The following is a 24,750-nucleotide window of genomic DNA, read 5'->3' as shown; positions in this document are numbered from 1 at the left end:
GTTCAGGGGGTGGACGTGGGGTTCCTGTGAGAATCCTCGCGTCGCGGGCTCAACGACCCTGTTCGCGCTCCCGCTGGACCTTGGCGGCACGACGGCGGAGCTCGGCCCGGCCGAGCGCGTTGTAGACCGCGTCGTAGCCGGCCATGACCAGGGCGATGCCGCCCAGGATGCCCGCGATCACGGCCACCGGAACGAGCGCCAGCACGCTGCCGAGCACCGCGACGACGACGAGCCCCAGGCCGATCCAGAGGCTCCACCGGCCGAGGCCGCTCATGCCGGGACCAGCTCGGAGGGCAGGGCGCGCAGCCCGCGCGAACCGGTCTCCTGGAGCGTGTACGTCACCGGCGCCCCCTGGGCGTCGTGCTCGGTGCCGCGCAGCACGTGCACGCCGTGCGGGCCCGCGTAGACCGAGGCGTTGAGCAGCTTGTCGCTCCCCCGGGCCACGCCGGAGACGATGCTCACGGCCACGGCCTCGTTGAGCTGCGGCAGGGTCGCGGCAGCGGCCGCGAACGCCTCGGCGGAGTACGTCTTGGGGGCGGTACCCAGCAGCGCGGTCTCGGTGGGGTCGAAGAACTTCTCGAAGCGCTCGCCCAGCAGTGCCTGGGGGTACACCGAGAAGACGTGGTGGCCCTCGCCGGAGATCTCCTCCTCCAGCACCGTGGACCGGCCGTCCTCGTGGTGCACGTAGGCGAACAGCCAGTCCTTGCCGTTGGAGCTGGTGCGCTCGACCGACAGGATCTCCTGGGCCGTGCGGCGCAGCACGAGCGGGCCGGTGATGCCGGGGTGCGCCTTGATCGCGGTCACCCGGCCCTCGGCGTCCGTGCCCGCGGGCAGGACCATCTCACGGGACACCAGGGACCGAAGCGCGACCCGGCCCATGAGGGTCCGGTCCGCCGTGCCCTGTGCGTCGATCCACGGGGTGGGCACGAGTTGCTCGTGCTCCAGACCGTCCAGGATCGTGACCTCCTCGTCCGTGAGGATCACGACACCGACGACCTCGCCGTCGCGGGCCTGCGCGAGCGTTGCCCGCGCGGCCGTCACGTCCTCCGGACCGAACTCCATCGCCTTGTTCTCGCTCATCAGAACAAGCCTCCCACAAAGTCGCCCACGGCCCCGGCAGCGTCGCCGATGGCGCCGCCGACATCGCTGGCCACGTCACCGACGGCGTCGGCGGCGTCGCCGACGAACTCGCCGACCTCCTTGACGCCGTCCGCGAGGTACGGCAGGGGGTCGGAGGCGAAGGCGGAGATGGTGTCCCAGTTGTCGATCACGAGGTTGGTCAGCTCGTAGGCACCGACCACCAGGCCCGCGCCCACGGCGATACCGATGCCGACCGGGCCCGTGAACGCGGCTGCGCCCATGAACATGCCGATCGTCGCCACGCCGCCGACCGCACCGACGCCGCCCATGACACGGTCGAGCCCGCCGCGCCAGCCGTCGTACCGCGGGTTGAACATCTGGTCGACGCCGCCGATCACGCCGAGCGCGCCACCGGCCACGCCGGCGAACTTGCCGAAGGTACCCAGGCGCCCGACGATCCCCATGCCGTCGGCGAGCATGCCCTGCCGGACGAACGCCGTCGCCGAGGCGGCGGCGTCGCCGGCCGTGCCCAGGGCGCGGTTGAGGTTGAGGAGGTTGCGACCGTACTTGAAGGCGGCCCACCCCGCGGTGCCCAGGCCGACGACGCCGGCCCCGGTCTCGATGACGTCCCAGACACTGCCGGGCCGGTTGGACGCCCCGGCGACCTCGGTGCCGCCCGGACCGCCACCACCGGGCACGCCGGTGTAGTCGTTCGACGTCTGCTCCTGCGCGTCGGCGTTCGAACGCACCTTGCCGGCCACGTCGCTCAGCGCGACGGCGGTCTCCCGGAGCCGCACCAGGTGGCTGCCGCTCCACTCCTGACGGAAGCCCTCGGCGTCCGGCCCGCTCCAGCCGTTCTCCTGCGGGACCGCCGACTCCACGGTGGTGACGATGGTCTCGAGCGTCTCGCTACCCTCGTCAAACTTGTCCGCAAGCAGACGCAGCGCCTCGATGTCGGCGCCGACCATTCCCCCGCTCACTTGGTTCTCCTCACGTCCCGCCGGTGACGGCGTCGGGCTTCACCTGGGTACTGCTGGCAGTGCTTTAGTTCTTTACGAGTCAAGGGGTGCGGGCCGTAGTCGGTCCCGCACCCCTTGGTACCGGCCCCGTGCCGGGGCCAGGCCTCTGGAAGAGGCTCGAGCTCGATCAGTACGCGCTCGAGGTCTCGTCCTGCATCTGAGCGTTGTTGTCGGCCGTCGTGCCGTACTGCTCGAGCGCCGCGGCGATCTCGTTGAGCTTGGCGGCGTGGGTGCCGTCCCACTCCTCCTGGAACTGCACGGCGTCCTGACCGTTCCACTGGGTCTGGGCCATCTGGCTCGTGATCGTCGTCACGACCTGACGGACGCCCTCGGCCTGGGTACGGAGCGTGTTGGCGAGGCTCCGGACTGCCTCGACATCAAGACCGAAAACGTTGCCACCCTCTGCGACCATGTCAAGCTCCTTTGTCTGTGGCTGCCCCCTCGGACAACCTCCGTCTCTGCGACGTCACGAACTATTCCATGGCCCGTGACGCGGTGGAATGGGGAGGACTCCCCATGCCCCGTCACCCCGGGAGGGCGACGTGGATCTTGGTTGCCCGGCCCGCCGTGACGAGGAACCCGCGCCCCGGCGGGAAGTCCTTGCGGCGGATGCGGCCGAGCGGGGTGTTCATGAGCGTCTCGCCGTCCGAGTCCCCCGGGGTCAGGAGCAGGCCGTTGCGGCCGGACTTGAACGGACCCGCGAGCGTGAACGCCTTGCTCCAGGTGGACGACTCCGACTCACCGATGACGAGCTGGTCCTTGCGGGACGCGAGCTTGACGAAGGCCTCCATCGGCTTCTCCGCGGGCGTGCCCGTGAGCTCGGTGTAGTTCTCGATCATCACGGTGAGCGTACCGGGGGTCGCCCGATCGCTCTCGAGGACCGTGGTGAGCTCCTTGAGCATCTCCACGATCTCCTCGGGGCTCGGTGCCGTCATGTCCCAGAGGTCCAGCGCGGACAGGCTGGACCGGCGCGAGGACAGGTACACCAGGCGGGTGCCGCCGGCCCTGCGCAGGGCGGTCGCCAGCGTCACGAACGCCGTCGTGCGGCCCGATCCGGGCGGGCCCGCCAGCATGAGCGGGCCACGCATCGGCAGGCCGATCGGGGCGATGTCCAGGTCCCGCAGACCGATCGTGGCCAGCTCCGCCGAGCGCTGGGGCAGCTGCTCCAGCGTGAACGACTCGGGCAGCCGCTCGACGCCGGGCGCCTGCGGCACCCCGCCGACCGAGCGCATGGTCTGCTCCAGTCGCGCGAGCTCGCGCGACTGCACCGCGCCGTTGGAGTCGCCACCGAGCACGGCGATCTGCGCCTCCTGGCCGTACATGATGGCCCGCCCCGGCGCGGACGCCGGGGTCAGGACGTCCTTCGGGACGTTCAGCATCACGTAGTCGTCCTCCTTCGCCATGCGGTGCACGATCCGCTTCTGGACCGTGGAGGCCAGCGACGGCGGCACGGAGACGGCGCGGTCGCCGCTCATGACGAGGTGGATGCCGACGGGGCGGCCGTCGGTCGCGAGCTGCGTGAACGTACCGAAGATCGAGAAGCCGCGGGCCGTGATGTTCTCGTAGGCGTCGCGGAACGCGCCGATGCCGTCGACGAGCACGATGATGCGTGGCTCGTCGGGCTTGTTCGCCAGGCGGCGGTACTCCTCGATGGTCGAGGCGCGCACGGCGGCGTAGCGGTCGGCCCGCTGGTCCAGCGTGTCGCGCAGGCGGCGCAGGAGGCGGCCCACGCGCTCCTCGTCGTCGCCCGCGATGATCGCGCCCACGTGCGGCAGGTTCTCCAGCATCGACAGACCGCCGGAGCCGCAGTCGATGCCGTAGACCTGTACGGGGCCACCGCGGTGCGTCAGGCCCGCGGAGACCGCGATGGTGCGCATCGTGGTGCTCTTGCCGGTGCCGCCGGTGCCGTAGATGGCGAGGTTGCCGTCGCTGTCCGGCTCGTAGTGCACGGTCGGCTGGGCCTGGGCCGGCGGATTGTCCAGCACGCCGAGCACGAGCTGGGAGTCGGTGCGCCGGTTGGGCAGCAGCGCCAGGTCGTACGTGGGCGCCAGCTCCGGCAGCCACGGCTTGCGCGGGGTCGGGACGCCCGCGTCGTTCGCCGCGCGGCGGATCGTGCTGACCACGCGCGCGATGTCGTTGGGGCCGGGGTCGCGGTCCTCGATCACCTCGGGCGCGGGCAGCTCCCAGCGGCGGCCGGTGCCGAAGTCCATCTCCTCGATGTCCAGCGAGGAGCGTTCCGGCTCGTCCGTGGTCCAGCCACCGGCGTAGCCGGTCTGGAACGTGGTGAGCCGGCCGGGGCCGGTCTTCGCGGCGCCGCGGCCCGGGATCGACGGCGAGAAGTGCGCCGCCATCTCGTCGCCGAGCACGTCCTTGGAGTCGTGCTCGTCAGCCATGCGCAGCGCGATGCGCAGGTTCGTGTTGGCGCGCAGGTTGTCCTTGATGACACCGGCGGGACGCTGCGTCGCGAGGATCAGGTGCAGGCCGAGCGAGCGGCCACGCTGGGCGACGTCGACGACGCCGTCCACGAACTCCGGGACCTCGCCGACCAGGGCCGCGAACTCGTCGACCACGATGATCAGGCTCGGCGGCGCCTCGGGGTCGCCCGTGCGCTCCAGGGACGCCAGGTCCTTGGCCTTCTTCCGGTTCAGCAGGTGCTCGCGGTAGTGCAGCTCCGCGCGCAGCGAGGACAGCGCCCGCCGCACGAGGTGCGGCGACAGGTCCGTCACCAGGCCGACGGTGTGCGGCAGGTTGACGCAGTCGGCGAACGCGGCGCCACCCTTGTAGTCCACGAACAGGAACGTCACGCGGTCGGGGCTGTGCGCGGCCGCCATGCCGAGCACCCAGGACTGCAGGAACTCCGACTTGCCGGCACCGGTCGTACCGCCCACGAGGGCGTGCGGGCCCTGGGTGCGCAGGTCCAGGTGGAACGGCTCCACGCCGTCGTGCCCGACGAGCGCGCGCAGGTTGGTCGGCGTCTTGCGCCGGACCGGCGGCGAGCCGTCACGCGGGGTGAGGGACAGGTTCTCCCGCCACCGCTCGATCACGCCGTTCGAGTCCTTGCCGAGCTCGGTGCCGGCCAGCGACAGGTAGGAGACCGCCCGCGGCAGGTCCGACTCGTCGTCGGTGGGCGCACCGATGTCGATCACCGGCGACAGGATGCGGGCCACCTCGCGCGCGGTGCCGAGGTCGGCGACGTCGCAGCGCACCGGGTAGGCGAGCTGGCCGTAGTGCACCTCGCCCGTCATGGCGCCGTTGTCGGTGGAGTTCGGGTCCAGGAGCACGAAGGTGCGGCAGGCCGCGGGGAGCTGCTCGACCGTGGGCGCGATCCAGACCACGTGGACGCCGGCGGCGGCGCCGTGCTCGACCAGCCGGACGAGCCGGGCCCGCTCGACCGGGGCGTCGTCCTCGACGAGGACGACGACGGACGGCAGCACGGGCGGGGGCGGCGGGTCCTTGCGGGTCTTCTCGGCGTCGAGCTCGCCCACGAGGGCCGCGTTGCCGTCGAGGCTGACGCCCCGGGCCTCGACGAGCTCCTCGAGCCGGGTGAGCAGGGAGATGCCGGCCGCCGGGTCGTCGGCCAGGTGGTCCGACGCGCCGAGCGGGCTGTGCGGCGAGCCCGTGTGGGGCAGCCACTCGAGCCACTCCCAGTCGGCCCGCGAGCGCGCGGAGGTGAGCGCGGTGACGACGAGCTCGGCCGGCGAGTGGAGGGCGACGAGCTGCAGGAGCACGGAACGGCCCACCGGCTCGACCACACCGCTCGGGCCGGCGATGCCGACGTTGCCGCCGTGCCGGAACCCGGCGCCCATGGGCACGTCGTGGATGGTGAGGCACTGCTCCTGCAGGTCCAGCACCCGCTGCCAGTGCTCGGGGATCGCGTCGTTCTCGCGCGGCTCGTCGAACAGGGTGCGGGCGGGGCCCGAGCCCAGACCGAACCGCACTGAGAGGAAGCCCCGGTGCTCGGGGCGGTGGGTCCACATGAGCCCGCCGAGCCGGCGTACGGCGTCGAGGGACTCCGCGAGGGAGGGCAGCTCCGCGAGCCGGACGGCCCGCTCGACGGCGTGCGTGCGGTCGATCCGCTCCGACGTCGCGACGACGGCCTGCTCGAACTGCTCGGACGCCTCCTTGAACTGCTTCTTGCCGAAGATCTTCCGGTCCATCCACATCCCGAACATCATCACCGGGCTCATGAACATGAAGATCAGCGAGATCGGGTTGCGGGTGACCGAGTACATGACGGCGCCCATCGCCATCGGCGCGAGCATCATCAGCCATGGCAGACGCTGCGGCTGCGGGGGCTTGGGCGGCTTGGGTGCCTTGATCTTGATCTCGCCGAACCGGGTGACCACGCGCGGCGACCGGTTGAACTCGACGACCGGGCTGGTCGGCGCGATGTTCGTCGACCGGTGCAGCGCCACCACCGACAACGTGGTCTCGCCGAGCGTCACGGTGTCGGACGACGTCAGCACGGCGCGCGTCATCCGCTTGCCGCCCATGACGAGGCCGTTGGCCGAGGCGAGGTCGTGCAGCTCGATGGACTCGCCCACGACGACGCGGGCGTGCCGCTTGGAGACCTGGCCGTCCTGGAGGCGGATGTCCATGCCCCGGTCACGGCCGATGTAGGAGGTGCCGACCGGCAGCGGGAAGTCGCGCCCGGCGTCGGGCCCGTCCAGGACGCGCAGCTGCGCGACGGCGGTGCCGCGGTCCTGCCCCGGGTTCACGAACTGGTCGGAGACCCGCACGATCGAGACCACGGACCCGGAGCGCAGGCCCGCCTGGACCAGGTCGCTGGTGGGGGTCAGCACGCGGCCGCTGGTGAAGCTCGTCGACCCGTCGCCGACCACCTGCAGGGACAGGTTCTCGGGCGCCGGGGCGCCGTTGCGGGTGGGGTCGCCCGAGAAGAGGGCCTCGGCCACGTCGCGCACCGTCGCGGTGGCGTCGGCGGTGACCGCGACGTTCACGCCGGACTCGTCGGGTCTGTTCAGCGTCAGCTTGATACGCACGTCAGGCGTCGTCCTTCAGGTCGAGAAGTGGAAGGTCTGCGGGGGTCACCAGGCGGGAGGCGACCGCGTACTCGACGAGCCGGGCACGCCGGTTCGTGGCGAGCACCCCGGGGCCGCCGCGCAGCCCCTTGACGCCGATGCGGTCGAGCTTCTCGCAGACGTTGTCGAGCTTGCGGTTGAACCGGGTGGTGGCCCAGCCCAGCCGGCGAGCCGCGTCCGCGCTGGACGGGATCTCGCTCAGGCCGGTGCCCTCGCGGCGCAGCATGGGCTCGGCGAGCACCACGATGAGCTGCTTCTGGCTGGTGGTGAAGCTGATGGCGCCGATGGTGGTGGCGCCGGTGTCAGGGTCCTCGGACCGGACCTCGTGGTACGGGGCGTCCGTGAGCTGAGCCGTCAGCTCGTAGGTGGTGGGCCCGGCGGTGAAGACGATCGAGGTGGTGGGGAAGACGATGGGCAGGCGGTGGCCGGGCGGGAGCCACGACTGCACCCCGCCGCCGGCGTCGCACACCGTCGCGGAGATCAGGGAGCCCACGTTCGAGAGCCACCAGATCCCGTCCTCCTGCGTCAGGCGCAGGAAGCGACGGTGCAGGTAGGGGTTGTCATCGATCGCGAGGTCGCCCTCGCGGCCCACGTCGAACCCGTCCGCTGCCTGCGCAGGATCGAACCACTCGCCACAGAACTCCAGCGCGAGATCGCCCACGTCGTCCTCTCCCCTGTCCCTGTCAGCCGGCCGCTCGGCCGGAGCACGTCAGTCCAGCTCGACGCACGCCTGCTCCGGCTGCGCCGACGGCTTGCCCGCACGCACCACGACGACCTCGAGGCACGTCCGCTCGCCCTCGAGCCGGGTCACGGTCACGGTGGTGCCGACGGCGGGCTCGTAGCGGCTCTCCTCGGTGGCCGAGAGCACACGGTACCCGTACTCGTCGCCCTCCTCACTGGATTTCGGCGGCTCCCAGGTGAAGACGGCGTTCTTGCCCTCCGCCTTGCCCACCAGGTCACGGACCGGGGGCACGTACCCGACGCCGGGCGCGGGCGGCGGGTCGCCGGCCACGGTCGTGGTCTGCTCCGCCTCGGGCTCCCCGGCGCCCGGCTTCAGCGCGATCCAGCCGACGACGAGGACGGCCACCAGCACGACGGCGCCGGCGATCAGCGCGACGGTGCTCCACGGGGACGACTTCTCGGGCTCGACCGCCAGCGGCTCCTCCGCGGGGGCCTCGGGCCCGCGCGTCCGGTGCACGGTCTCCTCGACGGCCGGGGCGTTCCACCCGACGGCGGCCACCGGCAGGTCGACCGCGGGCACGGTCGTCGACCGGCCCGGCGCGGTGCCGCCCTGGGGCGCCCAGCCGGACGTGCCCTGGGTGCCCTGCGTGGCGGGCGCGAAGCCGACCGACGACGTCCCGCCCACGGCCGACGACTGCGCCGGAGCAGGCCGCTGCCCCGGGTCGATCGCCGTCACGTTCTTCAGCCGCGTACCGTCGTCGTCCTCTTCCTCCTCCGCGACCGCACCGGTCTCGTCGAGGAGGTCGATGGGGGTCATGTCGCGAGCCAGGCCCACCTGGACCTGCTGGAGGGCTCGGGCGAACGCCAGTACCGACGGGTACCGCGAGGAGGGGTGCTTGGCCATCGCGATGCGGAGCACCTGCTCCAGCGACGGCGGCACGTCGTTGCGCCCGATGGGCGGCAGCGGCGCCTGCTCGATCCGCGCGACCAGGTCGGCGGACGTGTTGGAGCCGCCCGGCACCTCGAACGGGGTGCGGCCGGCCAGCAGCGTGTAGCAGGTGGCGGCCAGCGCCCAGACGTCCGTCGTCTTGCCCGCCACGGGCGGGTCGCCGAACGACTCCGGCGGGGACCACGGGATGGACATGCCCTCCGCGGCGGAGGCCTGGTCGACCGTCGACGAGATGCCGAAGTCGGTGAGCGCCGGGTGCCCGAACTGCGTCACCAGGATGTTGGCGGGCTTGAGGTCACGGTGCAGGATGCCGAGCCGGTGGGCGGTCTCGACCGCGCCGGCGATCTGGATCGTGGTGCGCAGCGCCTCGGCCAGCGAGAAGCGCTCGGACCGGTACCGCGCGCCCAGGTTGGGGCGCGAGCAGTACTCCATGGCCAGGTACGGGCGGCCGTCGTCGGCGACGCTCGCCTCGTACATGGTCACGATCGAGGGGTGGTTGCCGAGAACCGCCATCAGGTCGGCCTCGGAGTCGAACGCGACCCGCTGGGCGTCGCTCGCGTGCTCCTTGAGCAGCACCTTGACGGCGACGAGCCGCTTGGGTCGCTGCTGCTCGTAGAGGAACACGTCCGAGAAGCCGCCGGAACCGATCAGCTTCTTGTACTCGAACCCGGCGATCTGGGGCGGCGCGGAAGGCGCACGCTTGCTGCTCACAACACTCCTTCTTCTTCGATGGTGGGGTACTCGTCGGTCGAGGCCCTCACCAGATGCCCTCGAAGGTCAGGGTCGCCCCGTCGCCCAGGTCCACGACGTCGCCCTCGACCACGATCACCTTCTCGTTCGGGTGCAGCCGCCGGGGCTGCTGCCCCGGGCGCAGGAGGGTGGTCCCGTTGGTGGTCGCGAGGTCCGCGACCAGCACGTGCCACTCCTCGAGGGTGATCTCGACGTGCGACCGCGAGATGTCCTGGTCCGGGCTGGCCACGGTGACCAGGCGCGGGGTGCGGTCCGCCGACGCGTTGCTGGTGCGCGGACGCCGGCCCACGATGACCGGGCGGTCCAGCTCGACCACCTGCGGGCCCCCGATTCCGGGCTGCACACCGCCGGTGACGAGCATCTGCCCGAGCGACGGGCGCGGCACCTGCTCGGCGTCGCCGCCGAGCTCGGCGCCGCAGGTGCGGCAGCGGTCGTGCGTGGGCGGGTTGGGGTGCCCGTCGGGGCACAGCAGGCCCAGGATCTGCGGCCCGCCCGGCAGGATCCCCGCCGAGAACTTGGGCACGACGGCGCCCGCGGCCTTGCGGAGCGCGGCGATGTCGGACGACATCATGGTCTGGCCGTCGTGGTCGTCCAGGGGCACGTCGTCGGCCGGGGAGTCCCCGACGGAGGCGGCCCGCTGCGCGGCGCCCGGGGTCACGCCCGGGGGCGGCTCCGCCGGGCTCAGCGTGCTCGGCGGGGTCCAGCCACCCGGGATCCCGGAGATCAGGGAGTCGCCGGCCTGCTCCGGCTGCAGCGGCGGCTCCGGCACGGGCGGCGGCGACGGCACGGGCAGCGGGGCGGGCGCCGGCTCCGCAGCCGCTTCCTCCTCCGCCTCGTCGTCGTCCTCGCCCTGCCGCACCGCGGCGTCCTCGACCCGGCGCATCACGGTGTCGCCGAAGAGGTGGCCGTAGTCGTCGTCGGCGCCGAACTGCGTGGCCTCGTCGACCTCGGTGCGCGGCGCCTCGGGGGCGCTCACGGTGCCCAGGCCCAGCAGCGGGGCGGGCTCGGGGACGGCGTCGGCTTCCGGCTTCGCGTCCGGCCCGGGCGTGGCGGCCGGCTCCGGCTTCGCGTCGGGCTCACCGCCGAGCAGGGGCACGTCGAGCGCGCCGGGCACGATGGTCTCGCCGGACGGCTGGCCACCGAAGCCGAAGATCGGCACGCCGCGCACGGGCGCGGGGGCCGGCTCGGACTTCGCGGCCGGGACCTCGACCGGGGACGCCAGGACCTCGGCCGCCGGGGCGACCTCGACCAGCGTGCGGCGCAGGGCGCTCGCCCGGACCACCGCGGCCTGCACCGGGTACTCCTCGTCGTCGGGCGCCTCGTCGGTGGTGACGGCGAACGACGTCGGGCCGTCGACGACGCGCTCCGACCACGTGACGACGCCGGCGCCGGTCACCTCGACCGGACCGCCGGCGCCCTCGGCGCTCACCACGACCTTGACACCGGTGCCGCGCACGGCGACGTGCGCCGCCGTCGCCGGCTCGCCTCCGGAGAGCGAGACCACCGCGAACGGGGGCGTCTCCGCCAGACCGCCGGCGGCCAGCACACCGAGGGTCGCGGCGACCCCGCCGTCCGGCCGGTCGAGCGCCGTCCAGAGCGCGTCGACGACGCCGGCGGGTGCGGGCCCGGGCAGCACGACCACCGTGTTGTTGCGGACCACCACCCGCGCGGAACCCTCGCTGTAGTGCACCGTCATGTCAGACCCCCTGGGTTCTTGCTTCGTGCTCTTCTCGCGGCAGGGTGTCCTCGTCCATCTCCGCCCCCGCCCGTGGCGCTGTCGACGAGCCTAAGGTCTCGTGGTCCACGCCGGTCACGTCGACCACGACCACCGTGATGTTGTCCCGGCCACCGGCCTGGATCGCGGCGTTGACCAGGTGCCCGGCGGCTCGCTCCGGGTCCGGCTGCTCCAGCAGGATCGTCGTGATCTGCTCGTCGGTCAGCTCGCCGGTGAGGCCGTCGGAGCAGACCAGCACGCGGTCGTGCAGCGTGACCGGGATGTACCGGAAGTCGGCGCGGACGTCGTCCTGGGCGCCGAGGGCGCGCGTGATGACGTTCCGCCGCGGGTGGATGCGGGCCTGTTCCATCGTGATGGTGCCCGCGTCCACGAGCTCCTGCACCTCGGAGTGGTCCACGCTCACCTGTGTGAGCAGACCGCCCGACAGGATGTAGGTGCGCGAGTCGCCGACGTTCACGAACAGCCAGTACGGCACGTCCTCGCGCTCGTCGACCAGCACGCCCGTCAGGGTGGTGCCGGGCGCGTTGCCCGAGTCCGTCTCGATGGCACGGACCCGCTGCTGGGCGATCTCGAGGAACGCCTCCACCAGGGCCGGCTCGACCTTCTCGATGTCGGCGAGACCGCTGAGCGCGGCCAGCGCCTCCGCGCTGGCCACCTCACCCGCCTCGTGGCCACCCATGCCGTCGGCCACGAAGAACACCCGGCCGGTGGCCAGGTATCCGTCCTCGTTGAGGGACCGACGACGACCCTGGTGCGAGGCCGCACCCCAGATCGTCGTCAGCCCCTGCTCCTGCTGGGTCATGCCCTGGACTCGTCGGCGTGCACGACCAGACGGCGGTCCCCGACGTGGATGGTCGAGCCGACCGGCACCCGGACGCGCGCGCCCGGCTCCGCGACCTGCGGCGAGCGGCCCGGCGCCGAGACGACCGTGCCGTTCGTGGACCCACGGTCCGTCAACCACAGCCCCGCGGAGTCCACGCCGAGCTCGGCGTGGTTCTTGGACACCGACCGGGTCGGGTCGTCCACGCGCACGAGGATGTACCCCGTGCCCCCGGACGCCTGCGGGTTGCGGCCCACCAGCGCGGGGCCGTCGATGACACGGCGCTCGCCCGACTCGAGCTCGATCGCCACCGTCACGGTGGCGGCGGGCTCGAGGATCGGCGCCTGCATCCGCGTGGCGTCCGAGAACTCGTCGGACTGCGGCGGCAGGGTCGGCTGGGCCGGCGTCGGCTGGACGGGTGCGGGCTGGACGGGTGCGGGCTGGACCGGCGCCAGCTGGGCCGGGGCCGGCTGCGCGGGCGCACCGGGCTCCTGGCCCGCGGGCCAGGTCTTGGTCGGCCAGGCCGAGCCGGGCTGCTGCGTCGGCTGCTGCTGAACCGGCTGGACCGGCTGCTGCTGCGCGGGCTGCTGGTACGGCTGCTGCTGAGAGGGCTGCTGCTGGACCGGCTGCGCGGGCGGCGCGCTGGGCGCGCTGCCCGGGATGCCGGTGATCAGGCTGTCACCGCCCGCGACCGGGGCGCCCTGGGCGGGCGCCTGCGGGAACGCCCACGGGTCGGGCGCCGCGACGGCCGGCTGCGCCGGGGGCTGCTGGCCCGCGGGAGACAGCGGGGGCAGCTGTGGCGAGCCGTACTGCCCCTGGGCGGGCGCGGCCGGACTGGTGGGTCGCATCGCGGGCTTGCCCGGGGCTCGCGGGCCGGCCGCCACCGGGGTGAGCCCCGTGCCCGGGACCTGGGGGGCGCGGATGTCGATGACGACCGAGCGGGCCGCCTTGTCCTGCCAGCCCTGCATCTTGCCGCCCTTGTCCCAGAGCGGGCTGAGCAGCACCACGATCTGGCCGACGACGAACACCACGGAGCCGGCGGCGAGCACGAGCACGCGCAGCAGCTCGCGGACGAACCCGATGGGCCCGCGGTCCTCGGCCGACACCGTGCGCAGCCCCATCGCCGAGTTGCCGATGGTGCGGCCGGTCCGCGACTCCCAGATCCACATGGACAGCTGGAACAGGAACGCGACGAGGCCACCGAGGAGGTAGACCCGCATCACCTGGGCGGCGATCTCGGCCGCCTGCTCCTGCGACACGACCACGAGGCCCGACGGGATGTCGATCAGCGAGATGCCGATGGCCGCCACGATCCCCAGGAGCACGCCGGCGATGGCGCCGTCGATGAGCCAGGCCACGAACCGCTTGCCGACACCCGCGTAGGGCGCCACCAGTGGCGGCGGCACGGACCCCGCCTTGGGGATCTGCGTCGCCGTGTACACCTCCACCTCGGTGGTGATCGGCGGCCGGCTCTCCACCAGCGGCACCGAGCCCGAGCCGTTCCGGGCGGCGGCGGCCGCGGCCGCCGCCTGCACCTGTCCCTGCGGCACCGGGGCCGCCTCCGCGACCGGCCGCCCCGTGCGCGGGAACTCCCGGCCGCACGCGGCGCAGAACGGCGCACCCGCTCGCTGGGTCGACCCGCAACCAGCGCAGACCACGTCCGTCATCAGCTCTCCTTCTTCCGCCGGGACCCGAGTCCCCCGAGTGCCGCGAGGACTCCGCGACCACCGCCCACACGCGCCCAGACGGACCGCAGCGACAACGCCGCGCGCACCCTCCGTCGCGTACTCAGGTTGGAGCGTAGCCCGCCCACCAGCTCGTCCACCTCGGCCCAGAACGAATCGACGTCCGCCTGGGTCGGCTCACCGCGCCCGAAGACCGACGCGTCCGCCCGGTGGGCGAGCGTGAGGGTCGAGGGGACCTGGTGCGCACCGGCGATCACGCCGGCACCCTCGCGTCGGGTCGCGCCCGGCGGGACGGTCGTGCCGAGGTCGGTGACGACGTCGACCACCTCGTGCCAGCCGCCGCTGATCCGGTCGGCGGGCTGCTCCGCGGTGCGGCGGGCCGTACGGCGCCGGGCCTTGTAGGCCAGGATCGCGATGATCGGGCCCGCGATGACGAGCAGCGGGATACCGACCGCGAGCAGGATCAGACCGAGCAGACCCCAGTCGAAGGGGTCGTTCTCGGCGTCGTCCTTGTTGTCGTCCTCGACGCTGCCGGCCTTCGCCTTGTCCGGCTCCTCCGGCGGCTCCGGGTCCTGGAGCACCGGCGGCTTGGGCACCTGCTCGCTCTTGGGCTCCGGCTGGATCTGCGGCTTCTCGTCCGGGACGGCGTCGATCGGCACCCAGCCGTACTCCTTGTAGGGCACCTCGATCCAGGCGTGCACGTCCTCGCCGCGCACCGTCCAGGGCTCACCCTCCTGGTAGTCGCTGTCCTTGTCGGGGTAGAAGCCCATGACCACGCGGGCCGGGATGCCGGCCTGCCGTGCCATGAGAGCGAGCGCGACGGCGAACTGCTCGTCGTCACCCACCATCTTCTCCTCCTCGACGAGCGTGTCGATCCGCTCCGCCGAGTGGCCCGGACGCGACGGCACCTCGCCGTCGAGCCCGCTGGACAGCACGCCAGACGCCTGCAGGGCGTCCCGGATGTAGAACAGCTTGGTCGCGGGGTCCGTCTCCTCGCCCGTGAACTGCGCCGCCTTGGCGGGCAGGCCCGCGGGCATCGCGGTCGGCTCGGTCTCCGGCAGGTCCGCGTCGCTGATCTCGGCCTTCTTGAGGATGTCCTCGTCCGGCGTCTCGGGCATCACCACGTTCAGGCGGTACTTGTCGCCCTTCTTGATGCCCGCGGTGGTCAGCGCGGTGAGCGTATCCCGGTTGTAATAGGTGCCGTCCGTCTGCGCCTCGGCGTTCGCGCCGCTCCACTCGATGCCGGTGAGCTTGCCGATCTCCGGGACCCAGACGCCGCTGTAGCCCGAGACGGTGATGTCGATCGGCGTCGGCGTGACGTCCGAGCCCGTCGCGATCTCCTCGCCGACGCGCGTGTACACGCCGGTGTCGCCGCCGTCGCCGGCCGCGTCGTAGACCACGCCGTCGTAGCGGTCGAGGGTCGCGAGCCGCACGCGGCCGCCCTCGGGCAGGTCGCTCACCGTGAACAGCTCGTCCTCGCGGGCGTCCTTGGCGTAGTGCCGGAACGCGACCAGGGGGCTGGTGTACTGGTGGATGTCGAAGGGCGGGACGATCTCCTCGCGGAGCACCGTGCGGGGCTGGTCCGGCATGATCATCGGCGCGGTGAAGCCGGCGGCCAGCGCGGCGACGCCCAGGATCGTGGCGCCCGTGCGGACCCGGTGCCAGCGCAGGCGGCGCGTGGCCTCGCGGCTGGCCTCCGTGGAGATCGAGTGGGTGCCGACACGCGCCTCCATGACGCGCACGGCGCCCCACAGGAGCGCGGCGATGGCGATCACGAGACCCTGGACGATCGGCATGGCGGGGTCGACGGTGCCGAGCAGGATCACGCCGACGAGGGCGACGATGATCGGCACCACGGCCCAGACGGCGTGCTTCGCGCGCCAGGCGATGGTGCCCGCGACCAGGGACACGATCAGCATGAGCAGGAACGGGACCACCCCGAGGTCGGGGAACGACCGCATGGGGGGCGTGGTGGTGATGAACTGCTTCCAGCCCTGCACGGAGCCGAGCAGCAGCTCGCGCACCGTGTCCAGCGTGGGCACCACCCCGGCGATGGTCGTGTGCGGCAGGGCCAGCGCGCCGCCGAACAGGACGTAGGCCAGCACGGCGAGTGCGGTCACGACGACGGCCGGGAAGCGGCGCCAGGCGCCTACCCAGGCCACGACCAGGCCGACGACGGCGCCGCCGACCGTGGGCAGCAGGTAGCCGAGCGAGCCCCACACCGGGCCGAAGCCGACGGCGACGGCCCCGAGCATCACGACGAGGGCCGCGACGTCGACCAGGGCGAACCTGGTCAGCGCGCGCGGCTGCTCGGCCTCCCTGCGGCGGGTGGTGCCCCGGCCGGTGCCGGTCCGGTACCCGGTGCCGGTGCCGTAGGGCGGCTGGTTGCCCTGCGCGGCCCCTCCCCTCGGGAGGTTGCCGCGGGTGTTCTCGTCGCTCATGCGTCGCTCATCTTCTTCAGCGCAAGGGGCAGGTCGCCGAGGCGGCCCAGGGTGAGCACGCCCAGCTCCGCGATGGAGTGCCGGCCGAGGGAGGCCCCCGGCACGCACTGGATGGCCATGACCTGCACGCCGGCGGGCACGCGGGCCGACGCCGCACGCAGCTCGGTGGGCGTGACCATGCTGCCGACGATGAAGGAGATCACCGAGAAGTCGGCGGCGGCCATGCTCGCGGCGCGGGCGAGGTCCACCAGCTTGGACTTGCGGGACACCATCTCGATCCGGGAGAGGTCGTCCAGCAGGCGGGTGCGGTGGTCACCGTGCAGCGTGGCCTCGTTGACGAGCACCGTCACGCCGCGGTCCTCCTTGATGGCCTGCAGGCCCAGGGAGCCGCACACGCTGACGGCGAGCTCGAACTCCTCCTCGTTCGCGTAGTCCTCGGCGCGCGTGGACAGCAGCACCGCGAGGTGCGAGCGCCGGGTCTCCTCGAACTGCCGCACCATGATCTGGCCGGTGCGGGCCGTCGTCTTCCAGTGGATGTGCCGGCGGTCGTCGCCGGGCACGTAGTCGCGCAGGGCGTGGAAGTTCACGTCGGCGTTCGTGATGTCGTTGGTGATCCGGCCCTCGAGGTCCTTGAGGAAGCCCGTGGAGGAGCCCGTGAGGTTCTTGACGCGCGGGTGCACGAAGACCTCCTGCTCGTTCGTCCACGTCATCTCGCGGCGCAGCAGGCCCAGGGGGTCGGCGCGCACGGACTTGACCGGACCGACCGTGATCACGCTGCGGCGCCGGGTCGGGATCGTGAAGATCTCCTCGTGTGTGCCGCCGCCCTTGAGCCGGGGCACGGGGAACGCCGCGGTGCCGGTGCCGACGGGGAGCTCCATCACCGACGGCAGCAGCGGGCGGCTCGACGCGTTGCGCACGTCGAGGCGCCCCACGGCGCGGTCGCCGACGGTCACGCGCGCCTGCGCCAGGTCGAGCACGACGTCGTACTTGAACCGGCCGAGCACGAACACGATGGCGCACAGCAGCGTCACGGTGAGCACGATCGCGGCCACCAGCAGCTCGAGCCAGCCGAGCGTCAGCGCGGCGATCCAGGCACCGGCCGCCACGAGGGTCACCGCGATGCCGAACGTGCTGAACGTGCGGCGGACCGGCGCGAGCGTACGACCGGCCGCCGCCGCCCGCGTGCGGGCGCCGGCGGCGAAGGTCACCCAGCCGCGCCGGCCGCGCTGCGCCTGCGCACGGCCCGCGGCGACGACGCCGGCGAGGCCGGTCGGCTTCTCCTGACGTTTCCCGTACCCGGTACCGGACGCCATGCCCGTGGTCGTCATGCCGAGGCCCGCTCCTGCGGCGCGGCGACGTCGGCCATGATCCGGGCCAGCACGACGTCAGGGCGGGCGCCCGCGAACTCGGCCTCCGGGTCCAGCACGAAGCGGTGGGCCCAGACCGGCTGGGCCAGCTCCTTGATGTCGTCGGGCAGCACGTAGTTGCGGCCGTGCGCGGCGGCCCACACCTTGGCGCAGCGCACCAGGGCCAGCGCACCACGGACCGAGACGCCGACGCGCACCTCGTGCGCGTTGCGGGTCTCCTCGGCGAGGCGGGACACGTACTCCAGCACCGCGGTGTCGGTGTGCACGGTCGAGGCGAGGTCAGCCATCTCGGTGACGGCCTTGGTGGTGATGATGGGCTGCAGCGTCTTGCTGCGGTCCTTCACCGAGGCGCCCGACAGGATCTCCACCGTGGAGGCGTGGTCCGGGTAGCCCACCGACGTCTTCATCAGGAAGCGGTCGAGCTGGGCCTCGGGCAGCCGGTAGGTGCCGGCCTGCTCGATCGGGTTCTGGGTCGCGAGCACCATGAACGGGCGGCCGGTCTCGTGGGCGACGCCGTCGACGGTGACCCGGCCCTCCTCCATGACCTCCAGCAGCGCGGACTGGGTCTTCGGCGAGGCACGGTTGATCTCGTCGGCCAGCACGATCGAGGCGAAGATCGGGCCCGGGTGGAAGTCGAACTTCCCGGTCTTCTGGTCGTAGATCGTCACACCCGTGACGTCGGAGGGCAGCAGGTCCGGCGTGAACTGGATGCGGTTGTGCGTGCCCTGCACCGACGCCGCGATCGAGCGGGCGAGCATGGTCTTGCCGGTCCCGGGGGCGTCCTCCAGCAGCAGGTGGCCCTCGGCGAGCATGCACGTGAGCGCCATGCGCACCACCGGCGCCTTGCCCAGGACCGCCTGGCCGACGTTGCCGACGAGCCGGTCGAAGGTCTGGGCGAACCAGGCCGCCTGCTCAGGGGTCATCGTGGTCATCTCGTCTATCCCTACTGCTCGTTACTGCTCGTTCGTCGGGTGAAATCTGTGTCGATCATGGCGTGCCCGGCCACCGCGTGCGCGGCGGCCGGGCAGGGATGGTTCTACCAGGTCCTGGGTTCGTAGAGCTTGCCGTCGATGCGGACGGCCACCTGCGTCCCCGGGTACCCGTAGAAGCAGCTGAGCTGGCGGCTGCCGTTGCCCGAGAAGCTCATGCTGTAGGAGCGGTCGGGCGTCAGGATGTTGTGCCAGCCCGACTCGTCGGGGTTGCTGCCCGAGTAGCACTCCACGCTGTGGTTGCCGCCGGGGAAGTCCTGCCAGTTGACGACGAAGTACGCGCACGAGGAGTGCGTGCAGTCACCGTTGCTCACGCCCGAGCCCTTGGTCACCCAGGCCCGCGGGTCCGGGGCCTTGTCCGAGGTCGCTTCGGCGCACTTGCTCGCCTTCTGCCCCTCGGTGTCCGTGACCTCGACACAGGCCCGCTTCGTCGTGCTGTAGCCCGCCGACACCGACTGGGTGCCGTTCGTCGCGGTGCTGTTGAACGCACCCGAGACCACGACCGAGCGGATCGGCCGGCCGTTCGTGGCCCGGCCGTCCCAGGTGAAGGTGACCTTCTGGTCGCCGCCGTTGGCGCTGATCGTCGGCGTCGGCACCGGGCCGTACGGCGTCACGGCGTTCGACGCCGCGGACCAGCCCGAGCAGGCGTTCGCGTTGCAGGCGCGCACCTGGAACGTGTACGAGGTCCCGTTGTTCAGGGGCGAGTAGGTGTGCGACGTCGCGTTCCCGGCGTTCTGGCCGTTGGCGCCGTTGGCCTGCACCTCGTACCGGGGACCGCTGCCGCGGAAGTCCCCGATCGCACCCCAGCTCACGTTCGCCTGTCCGCTCGTGTTGGACCCGAGTGCAGCGTTCGGCTTACCCGGGACGTCCGGCGTGCCGAACGGCTCCACCGCGTTGGACTGGCCGCTGACCGGCGACTTGCCGGCCTTGTTCTCGGCCTGGACGGTGAACGTGTAGCTCGAGCTGGTGCTCAGGTCCTGCACGGTCTGCGAGGTGGCCGAGGTGGTGATGGTCTTCACCTTCGAGCCGTCCTTGTAGACGTCCAGGTAGTACGTCTTGACCGCGTCACCGTTGTTGGCCGGGGCCGTCCACGAGACGTTGATCTGCCCGCCGACGGCGGTGTCCACCCGGCTGGCGTTGGGCGCCGCCGGCTGGGCCGGGGGCGCGGCCGGCGTCTCCGGCGCGGACGGCTCGGACCAGTCGGACGGGTCCGGGGCCGCGTTCTTGGCCTGGACGCGCACCGTGTAGGCCGTACCGTTCTCCAGCCCGGTCCACGTGGTGTTGCCGCCCTGGACACAGGTCTTCTGGATCACGCCGTCGGCCGGGGCTGGGCTGATCTCCAGGTTCACGCACTCGATCGGGGACCGGTCCGTGTACGCCTTGTTCTTCCAGGACACCTCGAGGCTCTTGTCACCGAACACGAGGGTCGGCGGGGCGGGCTGGTCCGGCTTCTCGTCCGGGCGGGCCTCCTTGGAGGCCGGCGACGGGTCGGACTCGCCCACCTCGTTGGTCGCGGTGACGGTGAACGTGTACTTCACGTTGTTCTTCAGCCCGTCGAACGTGCAGGTGGTCGTGTTGCAGGCGTGCTCCTGACCGTTCTGCGTCCGCAGCGTGTAGCCGGTGATGTCCGCACCGTTGTTGTTGGGCTGGTCCCAGCTCAGCACGACCGTCTCCGAGCGCACCTCCTCGACGCGTGGCGCCCGGGGCGGCTCCGGCTTGCCGAGGACCGTCAGCTTGGCGATGCCGTCGACCTCGCGGTCGGGGTCGCCGGTGGCGTCCTGCACGCGGTAGCGCACCAGCATGGCGCCGGTGAAGTCCGCGTCCGGGGTCACCACGAGCTGGTCGCCCCGGTACTCGGGGGTGCCCGTACCGGTCTCGACCACCGGCACGCCCGTCAGCTTCAGCTCCTCGCCCGGGAACGGGTTGGTGTCGTTGGCCAGGACGGGGATGGTCGTCGACTCACCCTGGTGGGCGTCGAGCACGACGTCCTGCGTGGTCTGCACCAGCGGCCGGGTCGACGCCACGACCTTGACCGTCAGCACGGTGTCGACGGCGGGGTTCTTGCCGTCCGAGACCGTCATCGCCAGCTCCTGCGCGGTGCCCTTCGAGACGGACGGGTCGACCTCGGCGGAGACCGTGTCGCCCGAGACCGACGGCGAGATCCCCTCGACGCCCTTGACCGTGAAGGTCAGCGGGTCCTTGTCGGGGTCCTTCACGTACCGGGAGAGGTCGACCGAGCTCTCCTCGCCGGCCGCGACCTCCAGCACGGGCCGGCCCGTGATCTTGGGCGGCATGTTCTTGGACGGCGTCACGTCGATCGGCAGGGTCAGCACCGCCGTCAGGCCCTCGGGGTCGTCCGGCCCGTCGCCGTCGGTCACCTCGAAGCTGACCGACGCCGCACCGGCGTAGTCCTCGGCCGAGGTGTAGACGAGCGTGTCCTCGTCCTCGACGACGGCCTTGCCCTCCAGGGCCTTGACCGTCTTCTCCTCGGTGATGCGCGGCTCGGTGCCGTCGCGCACCACCACGTACTCGGCGAGATCGATCGTCAGCGGCTCACCGGAGGTGGCCTTGAGCGGCTCCAGGCCCGGCTTGATGTGCGGCCGGGACTGGTCACCCGGCACGCGCACGAAGGCCTTGGCCTCCAGGCCGTCCATGTCGGTCACGGTGTAGGTGATCACCTGGGCGGACTCGGTGAGCTGCACCTCGAGCAGGCCCTCGTCGGTGATCCGCACGCCCTCCAGGTCGGGGTCGATGCTCAGCTCGAGGTCGGCGGCCACGCCGTCGGGGTCGATGTCGTTGGCCTTCACGTCGACGGTCACGGTCGAGGAACCCTCGACGTCGTCCGAGGTGATGACGTCGTCGTGGGCGATCGGCCGCAGCAGCGGCGCGTTCTGGTCCACGTTCACCGAGATGGCGCCGCTGGCCTTGGCCTTGAAGGTGTCCTGGATGCCGTAGTAGAAGGAGTAGGACCCCTCGTCGTCCGGCGCGGTGACGACCACGTCGTCCTTGACCACCTTGGGGTCCATGTCCCCGGTGCCCTCGAAACCGCTCTCCACCAGGCCGATCTCGTCGCCGTCGGGGTCGGTGTCGTTCTCCAGCGCGCGGACCGCGACCGTGCGGCCGGGCCGCACCGTCGTCTCGTCGTCCGCGGCCTGCGGCGGCTGGTTGGTCGCCGGCTTGGGCGTGATGCCCACGCGGACCAGGCCCTCGCCCACCGCGCCACGGGTGTCCGTGACCTGGTAGGTGAAGGTGTCCAGGCCGGTGCCGTCCTCGGCCGCCTTGTAGTCGATGAACCCGTCCACGATCGTTGCGGTGCCCTGCGTCGGGGCGCCGGAGATGGCGCTCAGCGTGACGTAGTCGCCGTCCGGGTCGGTGCCGTCGAGGTTCAGCGGGATCCGAACGGTTCCCTCGGCGAGCACCCGGGCCGTGATGTCGGGCAGCTGGGGCGCCGCGTTCTCCGGGTCGTCCTTGACGACGATGGTGACCTGGGCCGAGTCCTTCTGCCCGTTGGAGTCCATCACCTCGTAGACCGCGTGGTACGTCCCCGCCTCCTGGCCGGCGCGGAACCGCACCGTGTCCTCGGAGACGAAGGCCTCGCCGGCCTCGGCCGGCGGCGACTCCTGCAGCTCGTCCGTCAGGGTCAGCTCCAGGCCGTCCGGGTGCGTGTCGTTCTTCAGCACCGGGATGGTCACCACGTCGCCCACGTGCACGGTGGCCTCGTCCGGGCCTGCCTCCGGCGGGCGCAGCTGGGCCGGCGCCGGGATCGGCACCACGCGCACCTGGCCCGTGGTGGTACCCGCGCCGTTCGCGACGGTGTAGGTGATGGTCACGGGCTCGTCGAGCCGCTTGACCTCGGAGACCTTCAGGATCTGGTGGTTCAGCACCGCGACCTTCACCGGGGCGTCGTCCGGGACGTCCACGCCCTGGACCACGAGCACGCCGCCCGCGGGGTCGGTGTCGTTCGCCAGCACGTCCACCAGCGCCGAGCCGCCGGTCGGCAGCAGCACCTGGTCGGAGACCGCGATGGGCGGCCCGGCCTCGTCCGGCGGCTCGACGACGTCGACGCGCACCAGGCCCATGGTCGGCTCGGGGCCGTCGGTGATCTGGTAGGTCAGGTCGTACGAGCCCGGGGAGTCGCTCACGACGCGGAAGGTGCCCGCGCCGTAGTTCGGCGTGATCTCCAGGCCCGCCTTCTCGCCGACCGCCGTCAGGCGCAGCTTGTCGCCGTTGGGGTCGAAGTCGTTCTGCATGGGCCGCACGGTGGCGGGCTCGCCGGCCAGTACCGTCACGTGGTCCTGCACGGCGACCGGCGGCACGTTGGTCGCGATCACGTCGACGAGCAGCCGGCCCTGGAACGGCAGCCCCAGCGCGTCGGAGACCGTGATGTCGACGATCTTGCGGCCCGTCGTGGTGCCGCCGTCGCGGAACTCGATGGTGCCGTCCGGCCGGAACCGCACCTCGTCCAGCGGGTCGGCCGTGCTCGCGTTCGACAGGAACATGTCGTCACCGTCGGGGTCCTTGAAGTAGGGCAGCACCTTGATGGTGCCCATGCTGTCCTGACCGACCCGCAGCACGGGCTCACCCGACTGGACGGGCGGGTTGTTCTCCTCGAGCGGCACCACCCGGACGTCCACGGACGCCTGGTCGGTGCCGCCGCGGCCGTCGTTGACCTCGTAGGTGAACGTGGTGGTGCCGGCCGCGTCCGCCGGCACGTCGGCCTGCAGGGCCGCGCCGTCGAGCACCCGGTTGACCTTGATGTCGCCCTCGGCCTCGCCCTTGACCGCGGCGACCATCACGTCGCCGTCCTTGTCCACGTCGTTGCCCAGCACGTTCAGCACGGTGGTGCGGCCCGGTCGCACGCCGAAGTTGTCGTCCTTGGCGACGGGCGGCCGGTTGGCCTTGTCCCGCTGCGCCACGAACTGGTCGACCTGCTCGGGCGTGGTCTGCTCCGACTCGGTCTTCTCGCCCTCGGCGTCCTCGGGCATCTTGAGGTCCCAGTCGTCGACCTTCTCGAACTTGTCGGCGGCCATCCACAGGGAACCGTTCGCGACGTCGTTCAGGACGATGACGTTGCGGTTCACGCGGTAGGCGAGGCTCGTGCTGGCGTCGATGCCCTCGAGCCGCTCGTCCACGTCGTTGTCGGAGCCCTCGCAGTCGCGGATGACCTGGCCCGAGGTCCAGGCGCCGTACACGCAGCCGCTCAGCTGGACCGGCGCGGACGGCGTGCCCTCCGCCGAGCGGGTGGTCGCGTCACCGCCGCCCAGCGGCTGGGAGACCAGACCGCTGGGGGTGGCGAGCACCACGTTGTCGGCCTTGTCGGACGGCTGCTGGAGCATGCCCTGCGACGCGTCCTCGATCTCGACCGAGTCGCCGCCCGGCAGTACGACGTTGCCCGTCGACTGGTTCAGCACCACGGGCTTGTCGCCCACGGCCGTGACCTGGATCTTGGCGTCGGCGCTCATGGGCAGCGACGACTCGTCGGCGTCCTGGGCGGTGCCCTGCGCGCCGGTCGGGACCGTGTACAGCTTGCCGTCCGCCGGGACCGCGAGGAACACCGTGCCGTCCTTGCCGACCGCGAGCGTCCCGCCCTTGCCCACCTTGAGCGTCGGCTTGAGCTTCTTCTCGTCGAACGCGACCGCGCCGTCGAACGGGAGCACCCAGGCCTTGCCGGACTCCTCGTCGTACACGGCCGTGGTGGCGCCGCCGGCACCGACCTGCGCGCCCGCGGAGAACTTCATGGTGCCGCGCAGGGTGAGCTGCGCCGGCTCGATGGGGCTCGCGGACGAGTCGCCCACGCTGTCCAGGAGCACGCGCTGCGCGTCCTGCTCCACGTCGAAGCTCGCCGAGTTGGCGAGCAGGGTGCCGTCGAGGGCCTTGGCCTCGTAGTTGAACCGACCGACCTTGCCGGACGCCGTCTGGGTCACCCAGACGCCCGAGTCGTTCAGCTGGACGTCCGCCGTCGCCTCGCCGTCGTACAGGAGCGCAAAGCCCAGGAGGCCCGCGCCGAAGAGAGTCACCACACCGACCGATGCTGCCGATCTGCGGTTCTCGTACACGCGCGAGACCAAGCTCATGCGTCCTCCTCTTCAACAGTCACGCCACCGAAAATTTGCCCGCCCGGACGGCACACACAGGCGCAACGGGAGCACACTACCGGGGGCAAGGGTGAATCGTCGTGGAATTTCAGTGGGCAGG

Annotated in this window: 14 protein-coding genes; all 14 read right to left on the bottom strand. The window is 72.1% G+C overall.

Annotation, left to right across the window (positions count from 1 at the left end; all coding sequences use genetic code 11):
* Positions 1-49: 49 nt before the first annotated feature.
* The 14 genes from ACH47X_RS22690 to ACH47X_RS22625 all read right to left on the bottom strand — a co-directional run bounded on the left by ACH47X_RS22690 (position 50) and on the right by ACH47X_RS22625 (position 24,629).
* On the bottom strand, positions 50-274 hold the full coding sequence (locus tag ACH47X_RS22690; protein WP_397407165.1) for a hypothetical protein: 225 nt from the start codon (positions 272-274) through the stop codon (positions 50-52).
* Entirely contained in the window at positions 271-1,080 is an 810-nt protein-coding gene (locus ACH47X_RS22685; RefSeq protein ID WP_397407163.1) for a hypothetical protein, read from the bottom strand. Before ACH47X_RS22685 ends, ACH47X_RS22690 begins: the two co-directional genes overlap by 4 nt.
* On the bottom strand, positions 1,080-2,060 hold the full coding sequence (locus ACH47X_RS22680; protein WP_397407161.1) for a hypothetical protein: 981 nt from the start codon (positions 2,058-2,060) through the stop codon (positions 1,080-1,082). Before ACH47X_RS22680 ends, ACH47X_RS22685 begins: the two co-directional genes overlap by 1 nt.
* A 166-nt stretch (positions 2,061-2,226) precedes the next feature.
* Positions 2,227-2,511, bottom strand: coding sequence for a WXG100 family type VII secretion target (locus tag ACH47X_RS22675; RefSeq protein WP_020016062.1), 285 nt, complete (start codon positions 2,509-2,511; stop codon positions 2,227-2,229).
* A 112-nt stretch (positions 2,512-2,623) separates the two neighbouring features.
* Positions 2,624-7,099 carry an FtsK/SpoIIIE domain-containing protein gene (locus ACH47X_RS22670; protein WP_397407160.1) on the bottom strand — a complete coding sequence of 1,492 codons (4,476 nt, stop codon included), beginning with the start codon at positions 7,097-7,099 and terminating at the stop codon, positions 2,624-2,626.
* Between the two features lies 1 nt (position 7,100).
* The gene (locus ACH47X_RS22665) at positions 7,101-7,799 is read right to left on the bottom strand and encodes a hypothetical protein (protein ID WP_020016060.1); all 699 of its coding nucleotides are present in this window, start codon (positions 7,797-7,799) and stop codon (positions 7,101-7,103) included.
* A 48-nt stretch (positions 7,800-7,847) separates the two neighbouring features.
* The gene (locus ACH47X_RS22660; RefSeq protein ID WP_397407158.1) at positions 7,848-9,479 is read right to left on the bottom strand and encodes a serine/threonine-protein kinase; all 1,632 of its coding nucleotides are present in this window, start codon (positions 9,477-9,479) and stop codon (positions 7,848-7,850) included.
* A 46-nt stretch (positions 9,480-9,525) separates the two neighbouring features.
* On the bottom strand, positions 9,526-11,214 hold the full coding sequence (locus tag ACH47X_RS22655) for an FHA domain-containing protein (protein ID WP_397407157.1): 1,689 nt from the start codon (positions 11,212-11,214) through the stop codon (positions 9,526-9,528).
* A 1-nt stretch (position 11,215) separates the two neighbouring features.
* Positions 11,216-12,055: a PP2C family protein-serine/threonine phosphatase gene (locus tag ACH47X_RS22650; protein WP_036964544.1), complete on the bottom strand. Its 840-nt coding sequence runs from the start codon at positions 12,053-12,055 to the stop codon at positions 11,216-11,218.
* Positions 12,052-13,740, bottom strand: coding sequence for an RDD family protein (locus tag ACH47X_RS22645; protein ID WP_397407155.1), 1,689 nt, complete (start codon positions 13,738-13,740; stop codon positions 12,052-12,054). Before ACH47X_RS22645 ends, ACH47X_RS22650 begins: the two co-directional genes overlap by 4 nt.
* The gene (locus ACH47X_RS22640; protein ID WP_397407153.1) at positions 13,740-16,199 is read right to left on the bottom strand and encodes a DUF3488 and transglutaminase-like domain-containing protein; all 2,460 of its coding nucleotides are present in this window, start codon (positions 16,197-16,199) and stop codon (positions 13,740-13,742) included. The genes ACH47X_RS22645 and ACH47X_RS22640 overlap by 1 nt, the downstream gene beginning before the upstream one ends.
* Positions 16,196-17,527, bottom strand: coding sequence for a DUF58 domain-containing protein (locus tag ACH47X_RS22635; RefSeq protein ID WP_397407151.1), 1,332 nt, complete (start codon positions 17,525-17,527; stop codon positions 16,196-16,198). Before ACH47X_RS22635 ends, ACH47X_RS22640 begins: the two co-directional genes overlap by 4 nt.
* Positions 17,524-18,498, bottom strand: coding sequence for an AAA family ATPase (locus ACH47X_RS22630; protein ID WP_036964541.1), 975 nt, complete (start codon positions 18,496-18,498; stop codon positions 17,524-17,526). Before ACH47X_RS22630 ends, ACH47X_RS22635 begins: the two co-directional genes overlap by 4 nt.
* 104 nt (positions 18,499-18,602) lie before the next feature.
* Positions 18,603-24,629 (bottom strand): Ig-like domain-containing protein, encoded by a 6,027-nt coding sequence (locus ACH47X_RS22625; protein WP_397407149.1) that lies wholly within the window; start codon positions 24,627-24,629, stop codon positions 18,603-18,605.
* Between the last annotated feature and the right edge of the window lie 121 nt (positions 24,630-24,750).

This window comes from Promicromonospora kroppenstedtii (assembly GCF_044389675.1).
In the GTDB taxonomy this organism is placed as follows: domain Bacteria; phylum Actinomycetota; class Actinomycetes; order Actinomycetales; family Cellulomonadaceae; genus Promicromonospora; species Promicromonospora kroppenstedtii.
The sequence above is the reverse complement of the archived record's forward strand: the minus strand, read 5'-3'. Positions and strand labels throughout refer to the sequence as shown.